The 18,304-nt window shown below is 53.1% G+C and carries 17 protein-coding genes; 10 read left to right on the top strand and 7 right to left on the bottom strand.

Features of this window, described 5'->3' with window-relative positions:
- Nucleotide 1: 1 nt before the first annotated feature.
- From INT20_RS01620 to INT20_RS01640, 5 genes are all read left to right on the top strand, one after another.
- Entirely contained in the window at nucleotides 2-994 is a 993-nt protein-coding gene (locus INT20_RS01620) for a branched-chain amino acid ABC transporter permease (RefSeq protein ID WP_193054116.1), read from the top strand.
- A gap of 213 nt (nucleotides 995-1,207) precedes the next feature.
- A complete protein-coding gene (locus INT20_RS01625; RefSeq protein WP_193054117.1) occupies nucleotides 1,208-2,362 on the top strand; it encodes an acyl-CoA dehydrogenase family protein in 1,155 nt (384 codons plus the stop codon).
- Between the two features lie 60 nt (nucleotides 2,363-2,422).
- Nucleotides 2,423-3,538: an enoyl-CoA hydratase/isomerase family protein gene (locus tag INT20_RS01630; protein ID WP_193054118.1), complete on the top strand. Its 1,116-nt coding sequence runs from the start codon at nucleotides 2,423-2,425 to the stop codon at nucleotides 3,536-3,538.
- Between the two features lie 139 nt (nucleotides 3,539-3,677).
- Nucleotides 3,678-4,580, top strand: coding sequence for a 3-hydroxyisobutyrate dehydrogenase (mmsB, locus tag INT20_RS01635; RefSeq protein ID WP_193056316.1), 903 nt, complete (start codon nucleotides 3,678-3,680; stop codon nucleotides 4,578-4,580).
- A 178-nt stretch (nucleotides 4,581-4,758) separates the two neighbouring features.
- Entirely contained in the window at nucleotides 4,759-5,385 is a 627-nt protein-coding gene (locus INT20_RS01640) for a glutathione S-transferase family protein (RefSeq protein WP_172116438.1), read from the top strand.
- Nucleotides 5,386-5,979: 594 nt separating this feature from the next.
- Here INT20_RS01640 and INT20_RS01645 read toward each other — a convergent pair.
- On the bottom strand, nucleotides 5,980-6,900 hold the full coding sequence (locus tag INT20_RS01645) for a ketopantoate reductase family protein (protein WP_193054120.1): 921 nt from the start codon (nucleotides 6,898-6,900) through the stop codon (nucleotides 5,980-5,982).
- Nucleotides 6,901-7,465: 565 nt separating this feature from the next.
- On the opposite strand from INT20_RS01645, the gene INT20_RS01650 reads away from it, so the two are divergent.
- From INT20_RS01650 to INT20_RS01660, 3 genes are all read left to right on the top strand, one after another.
- Entirely contained in the window at nucleotides 7,466-8,224 is a 759-nt protein-coding gene (locus tag INT20_RS01650) for a hypothetical protein (RefSeq protein WP_193054121.1), read from the top strand.
- Between the two features lie 280 nt (nucleotides 8,225-8,504).
- Nucleotides 8,505-9,446: a hypothetical protein gene (locus tag INT20_RS01655; protein WP_193054122.1), complete on the top strand. Its 942-nt coding sequence runs from the start codon at nucleotides 8,505-8,507 to the stop codon at nucleotides 9,444-9,446.
- Between the two features lie 104 nt (nucleotides 9,447-9,550).
- Nucleotides 9,551-10,420 (top strand): hypothetical protein, encoded by an 870-nt coding sequence (locus INT20_RS01660; RefSeq protein ID WP_193054123.1) that lies wholly within the window; start codon nucleotides 9,551-9,553, stop codon nucleotides 10,418-10,420.
- A gap of 152 nt (nucleotides 10,421-10,572) precedes the next feature.
- Here INT20_RS01660 and INT20_RS01665 read toward each other — a convergent pair whose 3' ends face one another.
- The 5 genes from INT20_RS01665 to INT20_RS01685 form a co-directional block, all read right to left on the bottom strand.
- Entirely contained in the window at nucleotides 10,573-11,892 is a 1,320-nt protein-coding gene (locus tag INT20_RS01665; protein ID WP_193056317.1) for an arsenic transporter, read from the bottom strand.
- 14 nt (nucleotides 11,893-11,906) lie between these two features.
- Complete coding sequence (gene arsH / locus INT20_RS01670; RefSeq protein WP_287076765.1) at nucleotides 11,907-12,635, bottom strand: arsenical resistance protein ArsH; 729 nt, start codon at nucleotides 12,633-12,635, stop codon at nucleotides 11,907-11,909.
- Nucleotides 12,632-13,045 carry an arsenate reductase (glutaredoxin) gene (gene arsC, locus INT20_RS01675; protein ID WP_193054125.1) on the bottom strand — a complete coding sequence of 138 codons (414 nt, stop codon included), beginning with the start codon at nucleotides 13,043-13,045 and terminating at the stop codon, nucleotides 12,632-12,634. Before arsC ends, arsH begins: the two co-directional genes overlap by 4 nt.
- Before the next feature lie 5 nt (nucleotides 13,046-13,050).
- The gene (locus INT20_RS01680; RefSeq protein ID WP_193054126.1) at nucleotides 13,051-13,401 is read right to left on the bottom strand and encodes an ArsR/SmtB family transcription factor; all 351 of its coding nucleotides are present in this window, start codon (nucleotides 13,399-13,401) and stop codon (nucleotides 13,051-13,053) included.
- An 86-nt stretch (nucleotides 13,402-13,487) separates the two neighbouring features.
- The gene (locus tag INT20_RS01685; protein ID WP_193056318.1) at nucleotides 13,488-14,441 is read right to left on the bottom strand and encodes a GlxA family transcriptional regulator; all 954 of its coding nucleotides are present in this window, start codon (nucleotides 14,439-14,441) and stop codon (nucleotides 13,488-13,490) included.
- A gap of 144 nt (nucleotides 14,442-14,585) precedes the next feature.
- On the opposite strand from INT20_RS01685, the gene INT20_RS01690 reads away from it, so the two are divergent.
- Both INT20_RS01690 and INT20_RS01695 read left to right on the top strand, forming a co-directional pair.
- On the top strand, nucleotides 14,586-15,464 hold the full coding sequence (locus tag INT20_RS01690; RefSeq protein ID WP_193056319.1) for an MBL fold metallo-hydrolase: 879 nt from the start codon (nucleotides 14,586-14,588) through the stop codon (nucleotides 15,462-15,464).
- Between the two features lie 81 nt (nucleotides 15,465-15,545).
- Nucleotides 15,546-16,091, top strand: coding sequence for a cysteine hydrolase family protein (locus INT20_RS01695; protein ID WP_193056320.1), 546 nt, complete (start codon nucleotides 15,546-15,548; stop codon nucleotides 16,089-16,091).
- A gap of 141 nt (nucleotides 16,092-16,232) precedes the next feature.
- Here the strand turns inward: INT20_RS01695 and INT20_RS01700 are convergent, their stop codons facing one another.
- Nucleotides 16,233-18,290: a protein-disulfide reductase DsbD family protein gene (locus tag INT20_RS01700; RefSeq protein ID WP_193056321.1), complete on the bottom strand. Its 2,058-nt coding sequence runs from the start codon at nucleotides 18,288-18,290 to the stop codon at nucleotides 16,233-16,235.
- Nucleotides 18,291-18,304: the final 14 nt, after the last annotated feature.

An 18,304-nucleotide genomic window follows, 5' to 3' on the forward strand; every position in this document is an offset into this window, starting at 1 on the left:
TATGACCGAATCACACACCTTGAAAGCGCCTTCCGTGGTGGCAAAACGCCAGCGCCGGGCCAGCCAGCGTCGCACGCTCTTCTATATTGCACTGATAGTGGTGGGATTGGTGGCGCCGTTTTTGGCTTACCCCGTTTTCTTGATGAAAATACTCTGCTTTGCGCTGTTTGCCTGCGCCTTCAACCTGCTACTGGGTTACGCAGGATTGCTGTCGTTTGGCCATGCGGCGTTTTTGGCAACCGGTGGCTATGTAACGGGGTATTTGCTGGCAAGCTACCCGGGGCTTACTCCTGAGCTTGGAATTATTGCCGGTACGCTAGTGGCAACACTGCTAGGCGTGCTGTTCGGCGTGTTATCTATTCGCCGCCAGGGCATCTACTTTGCCATGGTGACGCTGGCGCTGGCGCAACTGATGTTCTTTGTGTTTATCCAGGCACCGTTTACCGGTGGGGAAGATGGCCTGCACGGCGTGCCGCGGGGCTATCTGTTTGGGTTTATTAGCCTGAGCAATAACCTGACGATGTACTACTTCGTGTTTGCGGTTTTTCTGTTTGGGTATGCGCTTATCCAGCGCACCGTGCATTCTCCGTTTGGCCAAGTACTTAAAGCCATTCGTGAGAACGAGCCGCGGGCCATTTCGCTGGGTTACAACGTGGATGCCTATAAGCTGGTGGCATTTGTTATCTCTGCGGCGTTGGCGGGGCTTGCCGGTTCAACCAAAACTGTGGTGTTCCAGTTGGCGTCCCTTACCGATGCTCACTGGCATATGTCGGGCGAGGTCATCCTGATGACGCTGTTAGGCGGGGTGGGCACATTGCTGGGGCCGGTCATGGGCGCCGGGCTGGTTGTCAGCTTGCAGCATATTCTGTCCCAGTCGCCGCTGGGTAACTGGGTGAGCGTGTTGCTGGGGCTGATCTTTGTGGTCTGCGTACTAAGCTTTCGAAGCGGTATCGTGGGGGCGCTTAGCAATATGTATCGTAAAAACTTCAAGTAACTTCAGGCGGTGTAAAGCCGCGCTGTTTTGGTTGAGCAGGCCTTTGAATAGGGCGCCCTTGAGGTGCCTTTTTTGTACATGTAAACGCGCCACTCTACACCGAAGGTCGTGGGCGCCAAATGGTTGCGCAGCACTGGCTTAGGCGATAAGTTAACGTAAACGTCAATTACAACGACAACATCTAATGTGTGCGCACATTAGCGGAGATTGGCCATGAACTTTGAGTTGAGTGAAGACCAGGTAGCCTTTGCCGATATGGCGCGAGCCTTCGCCCAAAATGAGCTTGAGCCCCATGCTGCACAATGGGACGCCGAAGCTATTTTTCCCGTAGATGTTATTCGTAAGGCCGGTGAGCTGGGCTTCTGTTCGCTTTACGCGCCGGAAAGCGTCGGAGGGCTTGGTCTCTCACGGCTGGATGCCAGCATTATCTTCGAGCAGCTTTCAATGGGCTGTACCTCCACCACGGCGTATCTCACCATCCATAACATGGTGACCTGGATGCTCGCGGACTTCGGCCAGCCAGAGGTGGTTAAGCAGTGGGGCGCAAAGCTTGCGACTGGCGAGCTGCTGGGGTCGTACTGTTTAACAGAACCCAATGCGGGCTCCGATGCGGCCTCGCTTAAAACCTCGGCCAGGCGTGAGGGCGATGTGTATGTGCTCAACGGCAGCAAAATATTTATTTCCGGCGCGGGCAGCACTGATTTTCTGGTAGTGATGGCACGTACCGGTAGCGAGGGTGCGGGTGGAGTCTCGGCATTTGCCGTGGATGCCAAGACCGAAGGCATCAGCTATGGGCGCAAGGAAGACAAGATGGGTTGGAACAGCCAGCCCACCCGAATGATTACCTTTGAAGACGTGCGCGTACCCGCGAATCATCTGCTGGGCAACGAAGGCGACGGCTTTAAAATCGCCATGAAGGGGCTGGACGGCGGACGAATCAATATCGCCACCTGTTCTATTGGCACCGCCCAGCAGGCGCTCAATAACGCGCGTGATTACCTGCTGGAACGCCAGCAGTTCGGCAAGCGTTTAGCGGATTTTCAAGCGCTACAGTTTCGCCTAGCGGATATGGTCACCGAGCTGGTCGCCGCCCGCCAACTGGTAAGAATGGCCGCTGCCAAACTGGATGCCGGTCATGCTGACGCTACCACCTACTGCGCCATGGCCAAGCGCTTTGCCACCGATGTAGGCTTTAAAGTATGCGATGAGGCGCTACAGCTTTATGGCGGCAATGGCTACATTAAGGAGTACCCCATGGAACGCTATGTGCGCGATACCCGCGTACACCGCATTCTGGAAGGCACCAATGAAATCATGCGCCTGATCATTTCGCGCCGGGTACTCGCCGAAGGTGCCGCTGAGCTGTAAAAAAACAGGGTTGCCGACATGATCGCGGTCGCCATTTGAGCCGATACGTAAGGATGCTGAATGAGTAGCGTACTGTTTACCGAACACGCCACCCAGGATGGCCACACGGTGGTTGAAATCAAGCTTAATGCTGAGCGTTCGCTCAACGCGTTAACGCTGGACATGATCGACGCCATTCTGCCGCAGGTGGATGCCTGGGAGGCGGACGAGCGGGTTGTTGCCATACTGTTGGATAGCGCTGGTGAAAAAGCCTTTTGCGCCGGTGGTGATGTGGTCACGCTGTATAAAGCGATTAACGGGGAAGCTGACCCGAGCTTTCCCGAGCGCTTTTTTGAAAGAGAGTACCGCCTGGATTACCGGCTACACACTTACCGCAAACCAATTATTTGCTGGGGCAGCGGCATTGTAATGGGCGGCGGTATGGGCCTGCTCAGCGCCAGTAGTCATCGTGTGGTGACTGAAACCTCCCGGCTGGCCATGCCGGAAGTGACGATTGGCCTGTATCCGGATGTGGGTGCCAGCTGGTTTTTAAACCGTCTGCCGAACGGCATGGGGCGTTTTCTGGCCATGACCGGCGCGCAGATCAATGCATCAGATGCTCTTTACCTGGGCCTTGCCGACCGTGGCATTGCCAGCCATCGACGGGAAGAATTGCTTCAGCAACTGACCAGTGCCACTTGGGGAAGCGGTGAGAAGACCGATGCCCATGGCGTGGTCAATCAAGCGCTGCGCGAGCTTGAGCAAGCCTCTAAAGCAGAGTTTGCCGCGCTGGAAACCCCCATACGACACTTCGCGCCATTAATTCGCGAGCTGATGGACCACGATACCGTCGAGCAAAGGGTGGCCGCCGTACTGGCGGTAGAAAGTGAGGATAAATGGTTCAGCAAAGCACAAAAGACGCTGGCGCATGGTAGTCCGGTCTCCATTCGGCTTATCCATGAGCAGCTAACGCGTGCCCGGCACATGTCGCTTGCCGAGGTGTTCCAGGCAGAGCTGGCGCTTTCCGTGCAGTGCTGTCGCCATCGGGAGTTTCCAGAAGGCGTACGCGCATTACTGGTGGATAAAGATGGTTTGCCAGGCTGGACGTATTCAGCGGTAGGGGAAGTGGAAGATCACTTTATGGATGCGCTGTTAGCATCACCGTGGCCCGATAGCCCACTCGCGGACCTGAAGTAAATAAGCCGTACCGCCGGGGTGCTAAAACGGACACTGCCAACATTTCATGATCAATGGTTATTACCAGCAGCTCGTTACTCGCCGTTTGTTATTAGCTGCTTTTATTAACTGTTTGTTATTAACAATAAGGACAATCGTTATGGCTACTGTGGCATTTATTGGTTTAGGCAATATGGGCGGCCCGATGGCGGCTAACCTGGCGAAAGAGGGTTATACCGTGCGTGCGTATGACCTTTCTGAACAAGCGCTTGAAGCTGCTAAAGATCACGGCTGTGAAGTGGTAGGCTCGGCACGTGAAGCGGCTGCCGAGGCTGACTTTGTTATCTCCATGTTGCCTGCAGGCAAGCACGTGAAGGCGCTTTACGTTGATGGCGATGAGGCGTTGTTCGAGGTGATCAAACCAGGCGCTTTGGTGATTGACTGCTCCACCATTGATGCCGACACGGCGCGTAGTGTCGCGGCCATTGGCGAACAGCGCGGGATCGACTTTGTCGATGCTCCGGTATCGGGTGGGGTGAGCGGTGCGCTGGCGGGTACGCTGACGTTTATTGTCGGCGGGTCAAAGGCCCAGTTTGAAAAAGTGATGCCTGTGCTAGGCGTAATGGGCAGAAACATTTTCCACGCGGGCGACCATGGGGCAGGGCAAGTGGCCAAGGCGTGTAACAACATGCTGCTTTCGGTGTTGATGGCGGGTACCTGCGAAGCGATCAACATGGGCGTCAAAAATGGCCTCGACCCTGCGGTGCTTTCTGACATTATGCGAAAAAGCTCCGGCGGCAACTGGGTGCTCAATGTTTACAACCCCTACCCAGGCGTAATGGAGGATGTGCCCGCTGCCAACGCGTATCAGGGCGGGTTCCTGGTGGACCTGATGATGAAAGACTTGGGCCTTGCCATGGATATCAGCCAGCAAAGCGCCTCCCCCGTGCCGATGGGGTCCGCCGCCCGCACGCTGTTTACTCAGCATAAGGCAAACGGCAACGGCCAGCTCGACTTCTCAAGCCTGATACAGTTCTATCAGGATAAAGAGGGTGAGGGGTGAGGGGTGAGGGGTAAGGTGTTGTAGCGCGCGGTAACGCATCTTGTGAGGAACGAACAAATGCGGCACCCGCAGCGGCGGCCCGGCGCGAAAGGGCGGCGAAGCCTCCTCACACCCAAGCTACCTTTATCTCATGGCGTGATCAGGTAAACTCTTAAAAAACCAACCAATAAGGAACATTATGATTACGCTTTGGGGCCGCGATAACTCTACCAATGTTAAAAAAGTGCGCTGGGTGCTTAACGAGCTGGAAGTGCCGTTTGAACAAATTCAGGCGGGGCTCCAGTTCGGGGTCAACAACACACCCGAATACCAGGCCATGAATCCTAATGGGTTGGTGCCGTTACTCAAGGACGACGCCACCGACAGCCTATTGTGGGAATCCAACACCATCATCCGCTACCTGGCCGCGCAGTATGGCCAAGGCAATTTGTGGATTGAGCAGCCTGCCAAGCGCGCCCAGGCAGAAAAATGGATGGACTGGGCCAACAGTACGCTTTCCCCTGCGCACCGAGTAATTTTAATGGGCTATGTGAGAACGCCCGAAGCGCAGCGCGATAACGCCGCCATTGAAGCAGGCATGCAAGCCTGCGAAAAGCTGTTTGAACTGCTGGATAACGCACTCGCCAACCAGGCATGGTTCTCTGGCGAAGCGTTTGGCCTGGGCGACATTGCCGTTGCGCCCTTCGTTTATAACCTATGGAACATCGGCCTCACCTGGCAACCGCGCCCCCACTTGGAACGCTGGTATCAGCAGCTAACCGAGCGCCCCGTGTTCCGCGACGTGGTGATGATCCCGGTTACCTAAACCTAAACCGCCTCATACGAATAGCCGCACCCTTCGCGGGTGCGCTAACGCTTACACCGCGCTACAAAATCTAAAACATGTGAAATCTCAAACCTGTAGCGCGCGGTAACAAGTAGCGAGCGCAGCGAGAAACGCGACACCCGCAGCGGCGGCCCGGCGCGAAAGGGCGGCGCAGCCGCCCCAACTCGAAGTGGCTAAAAACTCGCCTCCAACACCGCCAACTCACCATCCAGCCTCTGCAATACTTCACAATCTATCCCACACCGCTCGGCACGCTCAATCAACTACAAAATCTGAAATATGTGAAATTTCAAACGTGTAGCGCGTAGTAACAAGTAGCGAGCGCAGCGAGAAACACGGCACCCGCAGCGGCGGCCCGGCGCGAAAGGGCGGTGCAGCCGCCCCAGGCCCGCGCAAAGCTTCACAACCCACCCCATACCGTTCGCCACTCTCAATCAACTACAAAATCTGAAATATGTGAAATTTCAAACCTGTAGCGCATGGTAACAAGTAGCGAGCGCAGCGAGAAACGCGGCACCCGCAGCGGCGGCCCGGCGCGAAAGGGCGGCGCAGCCGCCCCAAGCCCGAGCAAGCCTAAAACCCCGCCTCCAACACCGCCAACTCACGATCCAGCCCGAGCAACGCTTCACAACCCATCCCATGCCGCTCGGCCCGCTCAATCAAAGGCCCCAAAATAGCACCACGCTCGGTAAGCCGCTTGGCCTCAACATCCTGCAACATCGACGCCTTGTTATTCGCCGTCTTCTCAATAACATTCCACACCAACGCCAACCACGCGTCCAAACCGCTCCCCCCGCTGGGCGCTTGAATACCTTCGGCCAACATAATCGCCGCCACTTCCTCAGCAACCGCCTCAACACAGCCTGCGTAAGCAGCGCCACGCAACTCGCCATTATAAATCCCATTTAACGCCACCAACGGATTAATCGCCGCATTCACCGCCAGCTTCTGCCACAGGCGGCTACGAATATCATCCACCGCCGTGGCCGCAAGCCCCGCTTGGCTAAGCTGATGCGCTAACTGCTGTGCCAACGCGCCGTGGCGATTCTCCAGATCCCCCACAAACGTATGCCCACGCCCCGCATGCACCACGCCATCATCACCGGTTAGATAAGCGCCCTCCGTCGTGGTCGCGCACAACACCGGCCCCGGCCAACGTTCAGTCAGCCTCGGCTGAGCCAAAAAACCGTTTTGCCACAACACCAGCGGGGTAGTTGCGGGAATAATGCCCGCCACGCTTTCCAGCGCCGCTTCAGCAGCCATCGCCTTGGTGGTGATATGTACAAAAGCAGGCGGCGCTGGCGCATTGGCTACTAGTTGCGAGGTGGTTACCACATTTAAATGCTGGCTACGCGCCTCGCCTTCGGGTGTTGTTATTGTTTGTTGCTCAGGTAGCGCACGGCGGCCGACTAAGGTGATGTCAGCAAGAGGAGAGAGCGAATGGGCTAACAGGCGACCGATGGCGCCAGGGCCGAGAATCCAGTGTGAAGTCATCGAGTGCGTACTCAGGGGCGGTGTTGCCGATCAGCTTACCCTTTTTGTTGCAAGGAAATGAAGGCGAGTAAAAGTGATGGTATGTAAGGCTAATTTCTAGTGACGTGCGGGCGTGCAATCTGCTAGCGTTAGGGCTAATTAGATTTGGTCCTTGTGGCGTGTTGAGTGGGTTAATTGTGGTTTTTGATGCTGCAGTGAATAGCGGCTGACTGCCTGCTTTGACCCAAAGCGGACTTCGCTGAAACCGGATGTTCATAAGTGCCTTTGGCTCACAATGCGCGTTTTTCTGGTAGGATTCGAAATATGAATGCTTGTTTTTCTGGAGCGACTTCTTCAAAGTTTTTATGAAACAAGGTGTTAGGGGAAAGCTATTGACGTTTATGTGCAATATCCAAAGGATGGTGAAAATGTTAACGCACATGCGCATTTTCTGGCAAAGCGCATCGCGTAGGCGGCATTTATTTCACTAAATTTCAATGCATTATAACTATATGGCCAGGATGGTGGTGGCCAGAAAAACATGCATGCGCACTAATAAACTGTTAACACTCTCAAGGAGTGCTGAGTGATATCAAAGAAAGAGCTGAAAGACCTAGCAATCGCTCTTGGTAAAAAGTATTTGTTCCCAGACTTTACTAACAAGCTCACGTGGTTTGTTGTTACAGTTGGTGGAACAATTATTTTGACCCCAACCGCTTTTAAACAGATATTTTATAACTGGCTAGTCGCAAACTTTAACTTGAATTATGGAGCGAAATTCACGTTTTCAGAGCTAGAATCAAGTGCAGCTGACTATACTTTGGGTTTTTCTCTCATCGCATTAGCATTAATTCATAACGTCGCAAACAGGTACTTTATTTATAAAACCGGTGACATCGCAGCAACCGAAGCAAAGGAACTAGAGGCTGTAGATCGTGCGTTGTTTGAGCGATTTCTAGCAGAGTTTCCCTCTAACTCAAGATCGGTGGTTCTTCTAAAAGAGCATGACTTCGGTAATTCCTACCATGACAATAATACCGACGAAATTGATCGCTTCGTAGACACATGGAATACCGCAGAAACAGAGTTTTTAGATCAGGAGCTTGAGGCTGCTCGCAAGGAGCTATACCAAAAAATGCATGGATTTATATATAAGCTAGCGCAAAGCTCTGGGTATATTCACGCAGGCCCTATGCTGTCCGCTGTTCCCGATGCCTTCCGGGGAGCTTGGGATTGGCCTGAACATGTCGATTTACGAATTAAAGAACTTAATGAGGAAAGTACCGAGTGCTATGAACTTCATCAGCAGTTCGTCATGCTTGGGCGGCGTAAACTAAAGTGCTAACACCTATGACGATATTATCTCGAACCTGCCGTCCTAACAAAAAAGCGTCAACGCGGGCCGGCTTCTCCGCCCGATTGCGCTCCGAAGCCGGTCGGTTACGCTAATCGTTATATGAGGAAGTTATGAAGGACCGCTTCTGGTCGAAATAAGTATGATCGAGCATATAGGTGCTATCGACCCAAAGCGGCCCTCCCGGAGAAAGCAGTATGCTAATTCAGCGGTGTTATGCTGCCAGCACGATAATCTATGTTAAACCTCGCCGAGAAAATATTCGCGACTTATGAGAAGAATTTCTGATTTTCTATCAAGAAAGGAATGGGCCGGTATAGGCGTCATTGTGGCTATAATAGGGATTGCTGTAGCGATATGGTTGGCGCCGATCCCAAAGGTTGAACCAAAGATCGAGGAGAAGCCTCAAACAACGGCTGTCCAGAATTCCGTAGCTAACCTGTCTAGTTTAAATTCGATAGTTAATGCAATAAATGCATCGAGCCAAGACAACCTTGATAAAATTTACGAAGGGCTGATTGCTTTACTTGCTGAATCTAATGCAAGTAATAATCTAATGAGCATCGTTGAGCGTTGGAAGGAACCGCTAGCGGCTAAGATTTTAGGTGATATGGTAGTTATATCTACGATAGACCAATATAAAATTGACGGATTTATTCTTTTTTTTGGTTTGGATACCGAATCCCTTATATCGGCCTCTTATGACTTTGGGGTAGGGATTCAAGCAATAAAAGTTTTTGAAACAAAGCAATCATCACCTGAGTATTTAGTAAGCGTAAAATACATGACCCAAAGTGGTACTGGATTATATGGTGAGTCAGTCAGAATTTACGCATTAGGTAACCAGATAGTCACTGAAGCACTTGACAAACCATACTATGAATACATAGATGGTTCGTGGGGGGCTTATAAGTCAGATGTCAAATTCGAACAAAACAATAAAATAATAATGGATGGTGTTTTTCCAAAATTGACCACTATAGGGCGAGTTACGTATACAAAAACAGATAATCAAGAAATGCAGGTTGAACTACCAAAAGAAGAATATACGTGGGATTCTAATAGATCGATATTTAAGCAAGTATCTGGAAGACAAGCAGCAAACCGAAAAACGATGTCAGGGATGTATGCCGACTATGCTGAGCCGAATGGTGATTGGTATGAGGTGCCTCGTGATTCCAATGAAACCGATTTTAGCCCGGAGCAATGGTAGGTAAATTGGGATTTAACAAAGCGCTGCTGTCGGACCAATTTTCCGTTGTGCTCCAAATTATCCGCAGAGCGCAGTGTTAGGCAGCGTCAATAACGGAGATGATTATGAGTGAAACTGCCTCAACAATAATTAAACTTCTTTCAGCATTAACTTCACCGAAAGCGGCAGTGAAGTACCTTTCAGTTTCTGTGTCCATTGTCATATCTTGGAAATACTTTAGTGAGCTTGCGAAGTCCTTAGGAACGCCAGAGGAAAATATCTCTATCGTAGTCTTACTTGCAGGCGTAGGTTTAGGATCAATAGTCGGGCAAATCATTATCTGGTTAGGTGAGATGGTCTGGAGCTTTGTGTCAGGAAAGCTGGAGGCTAGAAAAAATACTCAGAAAGAAATTAAGGAAAAAGCTGAAAGCGACCTAAAAACGGCCAATGATAACGAGGCCCTTTTGCGAAAATATACAGGGTCATTTGAACATTTGGGTTGGGAATCAAAAGAAAAACTGCGCGAATTGACTCTACGGGACATCACGCTAGATTTTTCAAATTTGGCTTTTAAAGCGTTACTCGAAAATAAATACGTCAAACTTATTTCACAAATATCAAATAGAAATTATCTAGTTGCTCTTAATCCAGTTATTGTTGAGGTAACGAAGGCCACCTGGGAGCAAGAGATTAAAGCGAACGTAGATGACTATTTCCTTGAAATGACGTCAGAAAAGAGCAAGGTTTTGGAACTCATGGAATTCAGGAAAGCAGATGATAATTCGCTAATAGATTTCGACATTAGCTCTACGATCTTTCCGTATTATTCTTGCATCAGGAGAGAGGCTGAAGATGAGAACGGGTTCTGGTTGTGCTTCCGTTCATATTATCTCGATGAGTTCTCAAACAGAACGGGAAAGGAGTACCAAGAAGAAACTTGGATCGACAAGGGTAGAATTTTGCCCTCAGCAGAAAGCGAGGCTGAAAGTGCCTAACAAAGCCAGTCAGAGGAACCAAAAAACCGTCGCTTGCTGTGGTCTTTCGGCACCTGCTGGCGGCGATATATCAGCATTCCCTCAATGGCCGCTTTTGGCCGATACCAGAAGCTAGCCAGAAACCCTGCCTAGCTTCCATCCAACCTAAATCCCTAGTCAGCCCACCCCGCAGACAACACCGGCAGCCAAAGCGCCAAGGCAACCAGCGTTGCCAATAGCACCGGCGGCGTAATCAGCAGGCCGATTTTCATATACTGGCCCCAGCCAATTTTGTATCCCTTGCCCGCTAGTACGTGTAGCCAGAGCAGGGTGGCGAGGCTGCCAATGGGGGTGAACTTGGGTCCCAGGTCATTACCAATCACGTTGGCGTAGACCATCAATTCCTGAGTGACGGCAGGCACGTTCGCTTGATCAATTGCCAGCGCGCCGACCAGTGTCGAGGGCATATTGTTCATTACCGAGGCGACGATGGCGGAAAGGAAGCCGGTGCCCAGCGTGGCAATAAAGTCACCCTGTTGTGCCAGCCACTCAAGCGCCAGCGCGCCATAATTTGTCAGCCCTGCATTACCCAGCCCGTAAACGACGAGATACATGCCGATTGAGAACAGCAGTATCTGCCAGGGGGCGCCACGTAACGCATCTGATACGGAGACGATGGCGCCACGGCCTGCTTGCCACCAGCGTCCGGCAATTGCCATTAGCAGCACGGCGGCTGTTCCCGTTACAAAGGCGATGGGAATGCCCAGCGGAGCGGTCACGAAGTAGGCGATCAGCAGCGTTGCCAGCAACGGAAACGCCACTCGAAAGATTAGCGGGTCCTTTATAGCTGAGCGCGGTGGGTCGAGGTTTTCGACAGCGTAGTGTTTAGGAATGCGGCGGCCAAAGGCTATCCAGAGCACGGCAAGCGTGGCCGCTACTGACACCAGATTCACCGGCACCATGACCGCCGCATAGCGATCAAAACCAATATCAAAATAATTAGCACTGACGATATTAACGAGGTTAGAGATCACCAGGGGCAGGCTGGCCGTATCGGCAATGAACCCTGTGGCGATGATGAAGGCCAGCGCCGCAGGCGGCTCAAACTTCAGGCGCAACAGAATAGCGATCACAATGGGCGTTAGCAGTAGGGCGGCGCCATCGTTAGCGAAGAAGGCGGCAATGACCGCGCCGAGTAACACGACCAGCGGGAAAAGCAGATGCCCGCGTCCGTTGCCCCAGCGCGTCACGTGCAGCGCGGCCCAGGCGAAGAACCCCGCTTCGTCTAAAATCAGGGAAATAATGATCAGGGCAACGAACGTAAAGGTGGCATCCCAGACGATATCCCACACCACAACGATATCAGCCAAATGCACCACGCCCATAAGCAATGCTACTAAAGCGCCGCCCAGTGCGCTCCAACCGATACCCAAACCTTTAGGCTGCCAGATCACCAGCACCAGGGTGACGACAAAAATGGCCAGTGCCAACATGAAAAGACCTTACGTCAGTGAGTGTTTTGGTTAACGCGGCGAGAGAGTTCTTCAGCACTCTCGACACGCTCTGAATAGCGATCGGTAAGATAAGCGGACTTGTCGCGCGTCAACCAGGTGAATTTCACCAGTTCCTCACACACATCGACGAGACGCATATAAAGAGGTGAGGGCTTCATGCGCCCGGCATCGTCAAATTCGGTGAACGCTTTAGGTACAGAGGATTGGTTAGGGATGGTGATCATGCGCATCCAGCGCCCGAGGATTCGCATCTGGTTAACGGCGTTAAAACTCTGGCTGCCGCCAGACACTTCCATCACCGCCAGCGTTTTGCCCTGAGTAGGGCGAACACCGCCGAGCGATAGCGGTATCCAGTCGATTTGCGTTTTCATAATGCCCGTCATCGCACCATGCCGTTCGGGGCTGACCCACAGCATGCCTTCGGACCACTGAGCAAGGTCGCGCAGCTCTTTTACCTTCGGGTGATCGGCCTCTGAATCATCTGGCAGCGGTAAGCCCGAAGGGTTAAAGGTGCGTACTTCACAGCCGTACCAGCGCAGCAACCTCGCCGCTTCTTCGGAGGCCAAGCGTGAAAAAGAGCGTTCGCGCAGAGAGCCGTAAAGCACCAGAATCCTGGGGGAATGACGCGGCGCATCGGGCCCCGTCAATACGTCCACGTCAATCGGCTGAAGCTTTTGGAGATCAATGTTGGGCAGGTCGTTGAAACTGATAGGTTCGCTCACGGGTGGCTGCCCTTAAGGTGCACTACCTCACCATCTTCTTTGGTAAACGTCGTTACGGGGTTGGCCAATAATTCGAGTACACGCTCTGAAGGGCGGCACAGGCGTGCGCCTTTTTCCGTTACCACAATGGGGCGATTGATCAGGATGGGGTGCGCGATCATGGCGTCTATCAGTTGATCATCGCTTAATGCTGGATCATCGAGATTGAGCTCTTCAAAGGGCGTGCCCTTGCGGCGCAGTAGCTCTCTTGGGGTAATCGCCATCATCGAGATCAGTTCGACCAACCGCTCGCGGCTGGGTGGTGTTTTCAAGTACTCGATGACGTGCGGTGTCTCACCGGACGCTTCGATAATCGCTAGCGTATTACGCGAGGTGCCGCAGGCTGGGTTGTGATAAATCGTCGTTTTCAAAAGGGTTATTCCTTCTCGGTAGTGAGAGAACAGTCAGTAAAGGCCGTCAGAAGCGGCTCACAAATCTCTGGGTGCCCCGCACAACAATCGCGAACCATAAAGCCCAGGATTTGTTGCATATGGCCGAGATTAGCGCGATAGATAATGGAACGACTCTGCCGATGGGAGCTGACCCATCCTGCCCGTGAAAGCACTGAAAGATGCGCCGACATCGTGTTATGGGGCACCGATAACTGGCGCGCAATTTCCCCCGCAGGAAGGCCTTCGGGCTCATGGCGTACCAAAAGCCGAAAGGCTTCAAGACGCGTTTCCTGAGAAAGGGCACTAAAACTGGCCGTGACGTTTTTAATTTCCATATGTCCAGTATTATAGACATATTGGAAAATAGCAATCACATTAGCTTGTGTGCAGTGTTTGGAATGTTAGATCTAAGCGTTGGTCGTCAGGCGTTGCCACCGAAGGTTTTGCGCCAATCGCGTGGACTAACTTGATGGCGCTGCCGGAAATGTTGGCGGAAAGACGTCGCTGTATGAAAGCCCGCCTTTTCTGCAATCGCTTCTACCGACAACGAGGTGGTTTCCAAAAGCTCACGCCCACGCCGTAACCGCTCGCTCACCAGCCACGCCACGACGGTCATGCCGGTGGCTTTTTGGAAGTTTCGCGTAAAGGTACGGCGGCTCATGGCGGTGCGCTCAGCAAGCTCGTCAATCGTGTGCGATGCCGATAAGTTTTCTCGTAGGTAGTCGAGCAGGCGATTGATATGCGCATCTTGGGTTGAGGCGGCAACAGGCTGCTCTATGAACTGCGCTTGTCCACCTTCCCGATGGGGCGGAACGATCATGGCACGGGCCACCTTGTTGGCAACCTGCGCGCCATAGTATTCGCGTACCAGGAATAAGCAACAATCCAGCCCAGCAGCGGTACCGGCCGACGTCACTAGACGGTCTTCCTCCACATAGAGCGCATTGGTGTCTAGCTTAACGTTTGGAAAGCGGCCACTAAAATCTTGCTCGGCCATCCAGTGGGTCGACGCCCGCCTGCCATCCAACAGCCCGGCGTAAGCCAGTGCATAGGTGCCGTAACACAGGCCCACGACGTGAGCGCCACGCTCATGACAGCGGACGAGCGCCTCTGACAACTCTGGCGGCGGTGCTTCATTCAGGTCATGCCATCCAGGCACTATCGCAATATCCATTTTATCCAACAGTTCTAAACCACCATCGGGCTTCACTGTCATCGACCGTTCGCCTTCGATGGAATTTCCCCCAGGCGCCACAATGGAAAGATTGAACAGCGTGCGATCAGACAACGCTATACCAAACACCATATAGGGCACGGAGAAGTGGAAGGGGCTGAAGTGTGGGTGAAGGATTAGGCCGACATTGGGTAGAGGCAAAGCGCGACTCCTGCTATGCGTTTTATAAACAGTAGCATCATGGCCCAAAAGTTTCGATAAATGTCTTTCAGGCCAATTCTTTTGTTGATTGAGCCTCTCTAAACTACTTGCCATTACCCGTAACGAATTTAAGGAAGTACACAGATGCTCATCAAGACCCTCGCTAGTTCTCTCGCTATCGCCACGGCTCTTATCGCCCATAGCGCATCCGCAGGCTCGCTCTCTCAGGAGGCAACGCAGCAGGTGCAGCAGATCCGCAATGCGACGGTGAAAATCACCTATGGGGACACCACTTTCCTGATTGACCCTATGCTGGCCGAGCAGGGCGCCTATCCGGGGTTTGAAGATACCTACCGTAGCGAGTTGCGTAATCCGCTGGTTGGGCTGCCAATGCCGGTGGAAGATGTGATCGGCGATATAGACGCTGTCATCGTCACTCACACGCACCTCGACCACTGGGATGCCGCCGCGCAGGAGCAATTGCCAAAGGACATTCCCTTGTTCGCTCAGAATACCGCTGATGCCGAGCTGATTCGCGCTCAGGGATTCAGCGATGTGCGCATCCTTGAGGCCAGCGCCGAGTTCGGCGGCGTGCAGCTTCACAAGACGGGCGGCCAGCATGGCTCCGATGCTCTCTATGCTGTTCCTGAGCTGGCGCAATCACTAGGTGAGATCATGGGTGTCGTCTTCGAAGCTCCGGGGCAGAAAACGACGTATTTAGTCGGCGATAGCGTATGGCGCGATGAGGTCGAACAGGCAATGGAGCGCTACAACCCAGAGATGATCGTGCTGAATACCGGTGCTGCCGAGGTAGACGGTTTCGAAGGTGATCCCATCATTATGGGTAAAGAAGATACCCTGCGTACCCACCAGAAAGCCCCGAATGCCACCATCATCGCGGTGCATATGGATGCCGTAAACCATATGACGCTAAGCCGTGACGAACTGGCCGATTACGTGCAAAAAGAGGGAATTCAGGAACACGTACTTATTCCTGCCGATGGTGAGGTCATTTCCTTCTAATCCCAAGGGCCGCTTCTTTATATAGCGGCCTACTTCTTCTTGCCAGCCTATTGGCAAACGCTACTGAAAAGGATTGATAATATGAGTCATCGCGCAATCATTGTCGTCGATATCCAAAATGAATATTTCCCCGGCGGCAAGCTGCTGTTGAACGGTATTGAAGAGGCTGCCACGAACGCAGCTAACGTCATTGAACATGCCCGGTCGGCAAACGATCTTGTCGTCTATTTTCAGCATGAATCTGCCGATCCAGACATTCCTTTTTTCACCCCTGGTACGCAAGGGGTAGCCATTCACCCCATAGTCGCGCCGTTGGGCGAGGAAACGGTATTAGTGAAGCATTTTCCTAACTCGTTTCGTGAGACCGGTTTGCAAGAGCTGTTGGACCAGCAAAATATTGAGGAGGTCGTCATTATTGGCGCAATGAGCCACATGTGCATCGATACCACCAGCCGTGCAGCGTCGGATTTGGGTTACAAGACGACGATTATCCACGATGCCTGCGCCACGCTGGATCTTGAATTCGATGGCGTGACGGTGCCAGCGCCTCAGGTTCACGCAACGATAATGGCAGCCTTGGCCTTTGCTTACGGTACGGTCACTACAACAAAGCAGTATATTGGCTAACGCCATCGCTCTACGTGGCCGCCTCATCGCCGCCTTCGAAGCCTCTTGTATCCAAGGCATTACAACAAGGCTTGGAAGACGCCACGGCGGTCTTACGCACGGTTCTCCTGCTAACTGTTCAGCACCTGTTAACCGTGCGGGTTAACCAGACTTGCCCGCTAACGTCGATAACACATTTGGCGCAAGAATCTGTGAAAGGACTTCAGGCTCGTTTTGGTCTGGCGTGTACCACAAGTAGAGAGGTACCCCTGAGCGGCCGTGTTGCTCCAAAAAAGCGGTGATGGCTGGGTCACCATTGGTCCAGTCACCTTTCATGGTGATCACATCCGCCTGCGCAAATGCTTGTTGCGTGCTGGCTGTATCAATGGCTCGCTGTTCGTTCATATGGCAAGTGACGCACCAGTCTGCGGAAAAGTAGACAAAGATGGTTTGCTCCTGTTGCCGAAGTTCGGCCAAGCGGTCCGCGTCAAAGTCGAGTGTGCGTGTGGTGGGTGAATTTGCGGCGGCATTAATGGGCGCCTCGTGGCCCGCAAAGGAGCCGGGAACGAGGATGCTTCCCGCCAGCGCGAGTACGGCCGCGAGTGCTGCCGGTATCCAGACCAAGCGCTTGCCGTTGCGTTGGCGCAGGCCGGTGAACCAAAGTCCTATCGCCAGTAGTAAGATCAGAGCGAGGCTTGCAATCATGCCGTTATTGCTGAGCTGGCGGCCAAGCACCCAAGCTAACGCTAAAGCGGTTAGGAACATTGGGATGGCCATGATATGCCGAAAGGTCGCAAGCCAAGGGCCCGGCCGAGGAAGGCGGCGACGAAGCATTGGTATGAAACCAAGCAGCAAAAACGGTAAGGCAATGCCCAAGCCCAAGCCCACGAAAACCGTCAGTGCGGCAACCGTAGGGAGTACCAGGGCGGCGCCAAGCGCTGTGGCCATAAATGGGCCGGAGCAAGGTGTTGCGACGAAAGCGGCAAGTACGCCCGTCCAGAAAGCACCGGCCATGCCCTCCTGGCTAGCCAGTTTGGAGCCAGCATTGATGGAGCCTAGTTCAAAAAGGCCTGCCAGGTTAAAGCCAATCGCGGCAGTCAACAGTGTAAGCACCACAATGACCCGTGGGTCTTGCAACTGGAATGCCCAGCCAACGTGAGTACCGGCTGCGCGCAGAGCAATAATCGTTGCGCCCAGGATCAAGCAAACGAGGACCACACCGGCGGTATAGGCTAGCGCCTCACGCCGGGCTTCGCGTTGACCACCGGACAGGCGTGCAAGGCTAAGAACCTTAAGGCTGAGAATAGGGAAAACGCAGGGCATGATATTGAGCAGAACGCCGCCCAGTACGGCGCCGAGAAATGCGGTCAGTAGTAATGTAGAACTACTTTGTACGCCAGCTGTGCTTGTGTTTGGTGTTGGCGCACCATCACTACGGCTAACCAATGCTAAACCGGTTCCATTGCCCAGCGACAGAAGTGCTTCGAACTTGTCAGGTGGATTGTCTGTCTGCCAGTATTTTGCCAACTGGGTTTCAATAATCAATGTGTCGCCTTCACGACTAAAAACCTGCTCAGACGCGGGATCAGCCACGTTATCGGTGGCAACAAACAAGTGTGGATCGTTGAGTTCCACGCTGGTGGGTAAGGGGATGCTTAAGCGCAGTTGGTTATCATCGGTCGTCACAAAGCTGGCTTGCGAACCGAGAGGCCTGGGAAGCTCGCGCCGCCATTCATCGAAGCGTGCTTTGCGCTCAGGCGTAATGTGGCCATCGCCTGCGACCAGCGTAGTGGCAAGCGATGCCTCCTCCGGAATGCAGGCATCAGCGCGGCAAGCCAAGTAGTTGAAGTCAACGCTAATCGGCAGAGAGGTCCCTGCGGGCACAGAGGCGTCTATTTCAATGGGCAGCAATAGTACATAAGGGTGCTCGTAGACATGGTTCATCAGATCGCCAGTCATTAGCGTCTGCGGTACTGGGTAAGCGGCATCGCCTACGCTGACACCTTCCGGCAATTGCCAATTGAACTGCGGTGGTAGGCCAATACTACCCGGCTGTTTCCAATACCCATGCCAACCTGATTGCGGCTCCATGAAAACGGCTAAGGTGCTGGAGGAACCAGGTGCCGGTTGATCTGTTTCCGCTATCAGAGTGCTCTTAATCAGTACTTCGCCCGAGATGCCGGGAAATTCTTGCGCAGCGCCAATCTGGGGAGTCAGCATTACAACCAGGCAAA

The sequence above is a fragment of the Halomonas citrativorans genome (assembly GCF_014898005.1).
Taxonomy (GTDB): domain Bacteria; phylum Pseudomonadota; class Gammaproteobacteria; order Pseudomonadales; family Halomonadaceae; genus Vreelandella; species Vreelandella citrativorans.

Excerpts from the sequence above, each read along its gene's own strand:
- INT20_RS01700 (WP_193056321.1), bottom strand. The coding sequence starts at position 18,290 with ATGCTGACTCCCCAGATTGGCGCTGCGCAAGAATTTCCCGGCATCTCG.
- INT20_RS01665 (WP_193056317.1), bottom strand. The coding sequence starts at position 11,892 with ATGTTGGCACTGGCCATTTTTGTCGTCACCCTGGTGCTGGTGATCTGG.
- INT20_RS01660 (WP_193054123.1), top strand. The coding sequence starts at position 9,551 with ATGAGTGAAACTGCCTCAACAATAATTAAACTTCTTTCAGCATTAACT.
- INT20_RS01620 (WP_193054116.1), top strand. The coding sequence starts at position 2 with ATGACCGAATCACACACCTTGAAAGCGCCTTCCGTGGTGGCAAAACGC.
- INT20_RS01625 (WP_193054117.1), top strand. The coding sequence starts at position 1,208 with ATGAACTTTGAGTTGAGTGAAGACCAGGTAGCCTTTGCCGATATGGCG.
- INT20_RS01655 (WP_193054122.1), top strand. The coding sequence starts at position 8,505 with ATGAGAAGAATTTCTGATTTTCTATCAAGAAAGGAATGGGCCGGTATA.
- mmsB (WP_193056316.1), top strand. The coding sequence starts at position 3,678 with ATGGCTACTGTGGCATTTATTGGTTTAGGCAATATGGGCGGCCCGATG.
- INT20_RS01630 (WP_193054118.1), top strand. The coding sequence starts at position 2,423 with ATGAGTAGCGTACTGTTTACCGAACACGCCACCCAGGATGGCCACACG.
- INT20_RS01695 (WP_193056320.1), top strand. The coding sequence starts at position 15,546 with ATGAGTCATCGCGCAATCATTGTCGTCGATATCCAAAATGAATATTTC.
- INT20_RS01690 (WP_193056319.1), top strand. The coding sequence starts at position 14,586 with ATGCTCATCAAGACCCTCGCTAGTTCTCTCGCTATCGCCACGGCTCTT.
- INT20_RS01640 (WP_172116438.1), top strand. The coding sequence starts at position 4,759 with ATGATTACGCTTTGGGGCCGCGATAACTCTACCAATGTTAAAAAAGTG.
- INT20_RS01680 (WP_193054126.1), bottom strand. The coding sequence starts at position 13,401 with ATGGAAATTAAAAACGTCACGGCCAGTTTTAGTGCCCTTTCTCAGGAA.
- INT20_RS01645 (WP_193054120.1), bottom strand. The coding sequence starts at position 6,900 with ATGACTTCACACTGGATTCTCGGCCCTGGCGCCATCGGTCGCCTGTTA.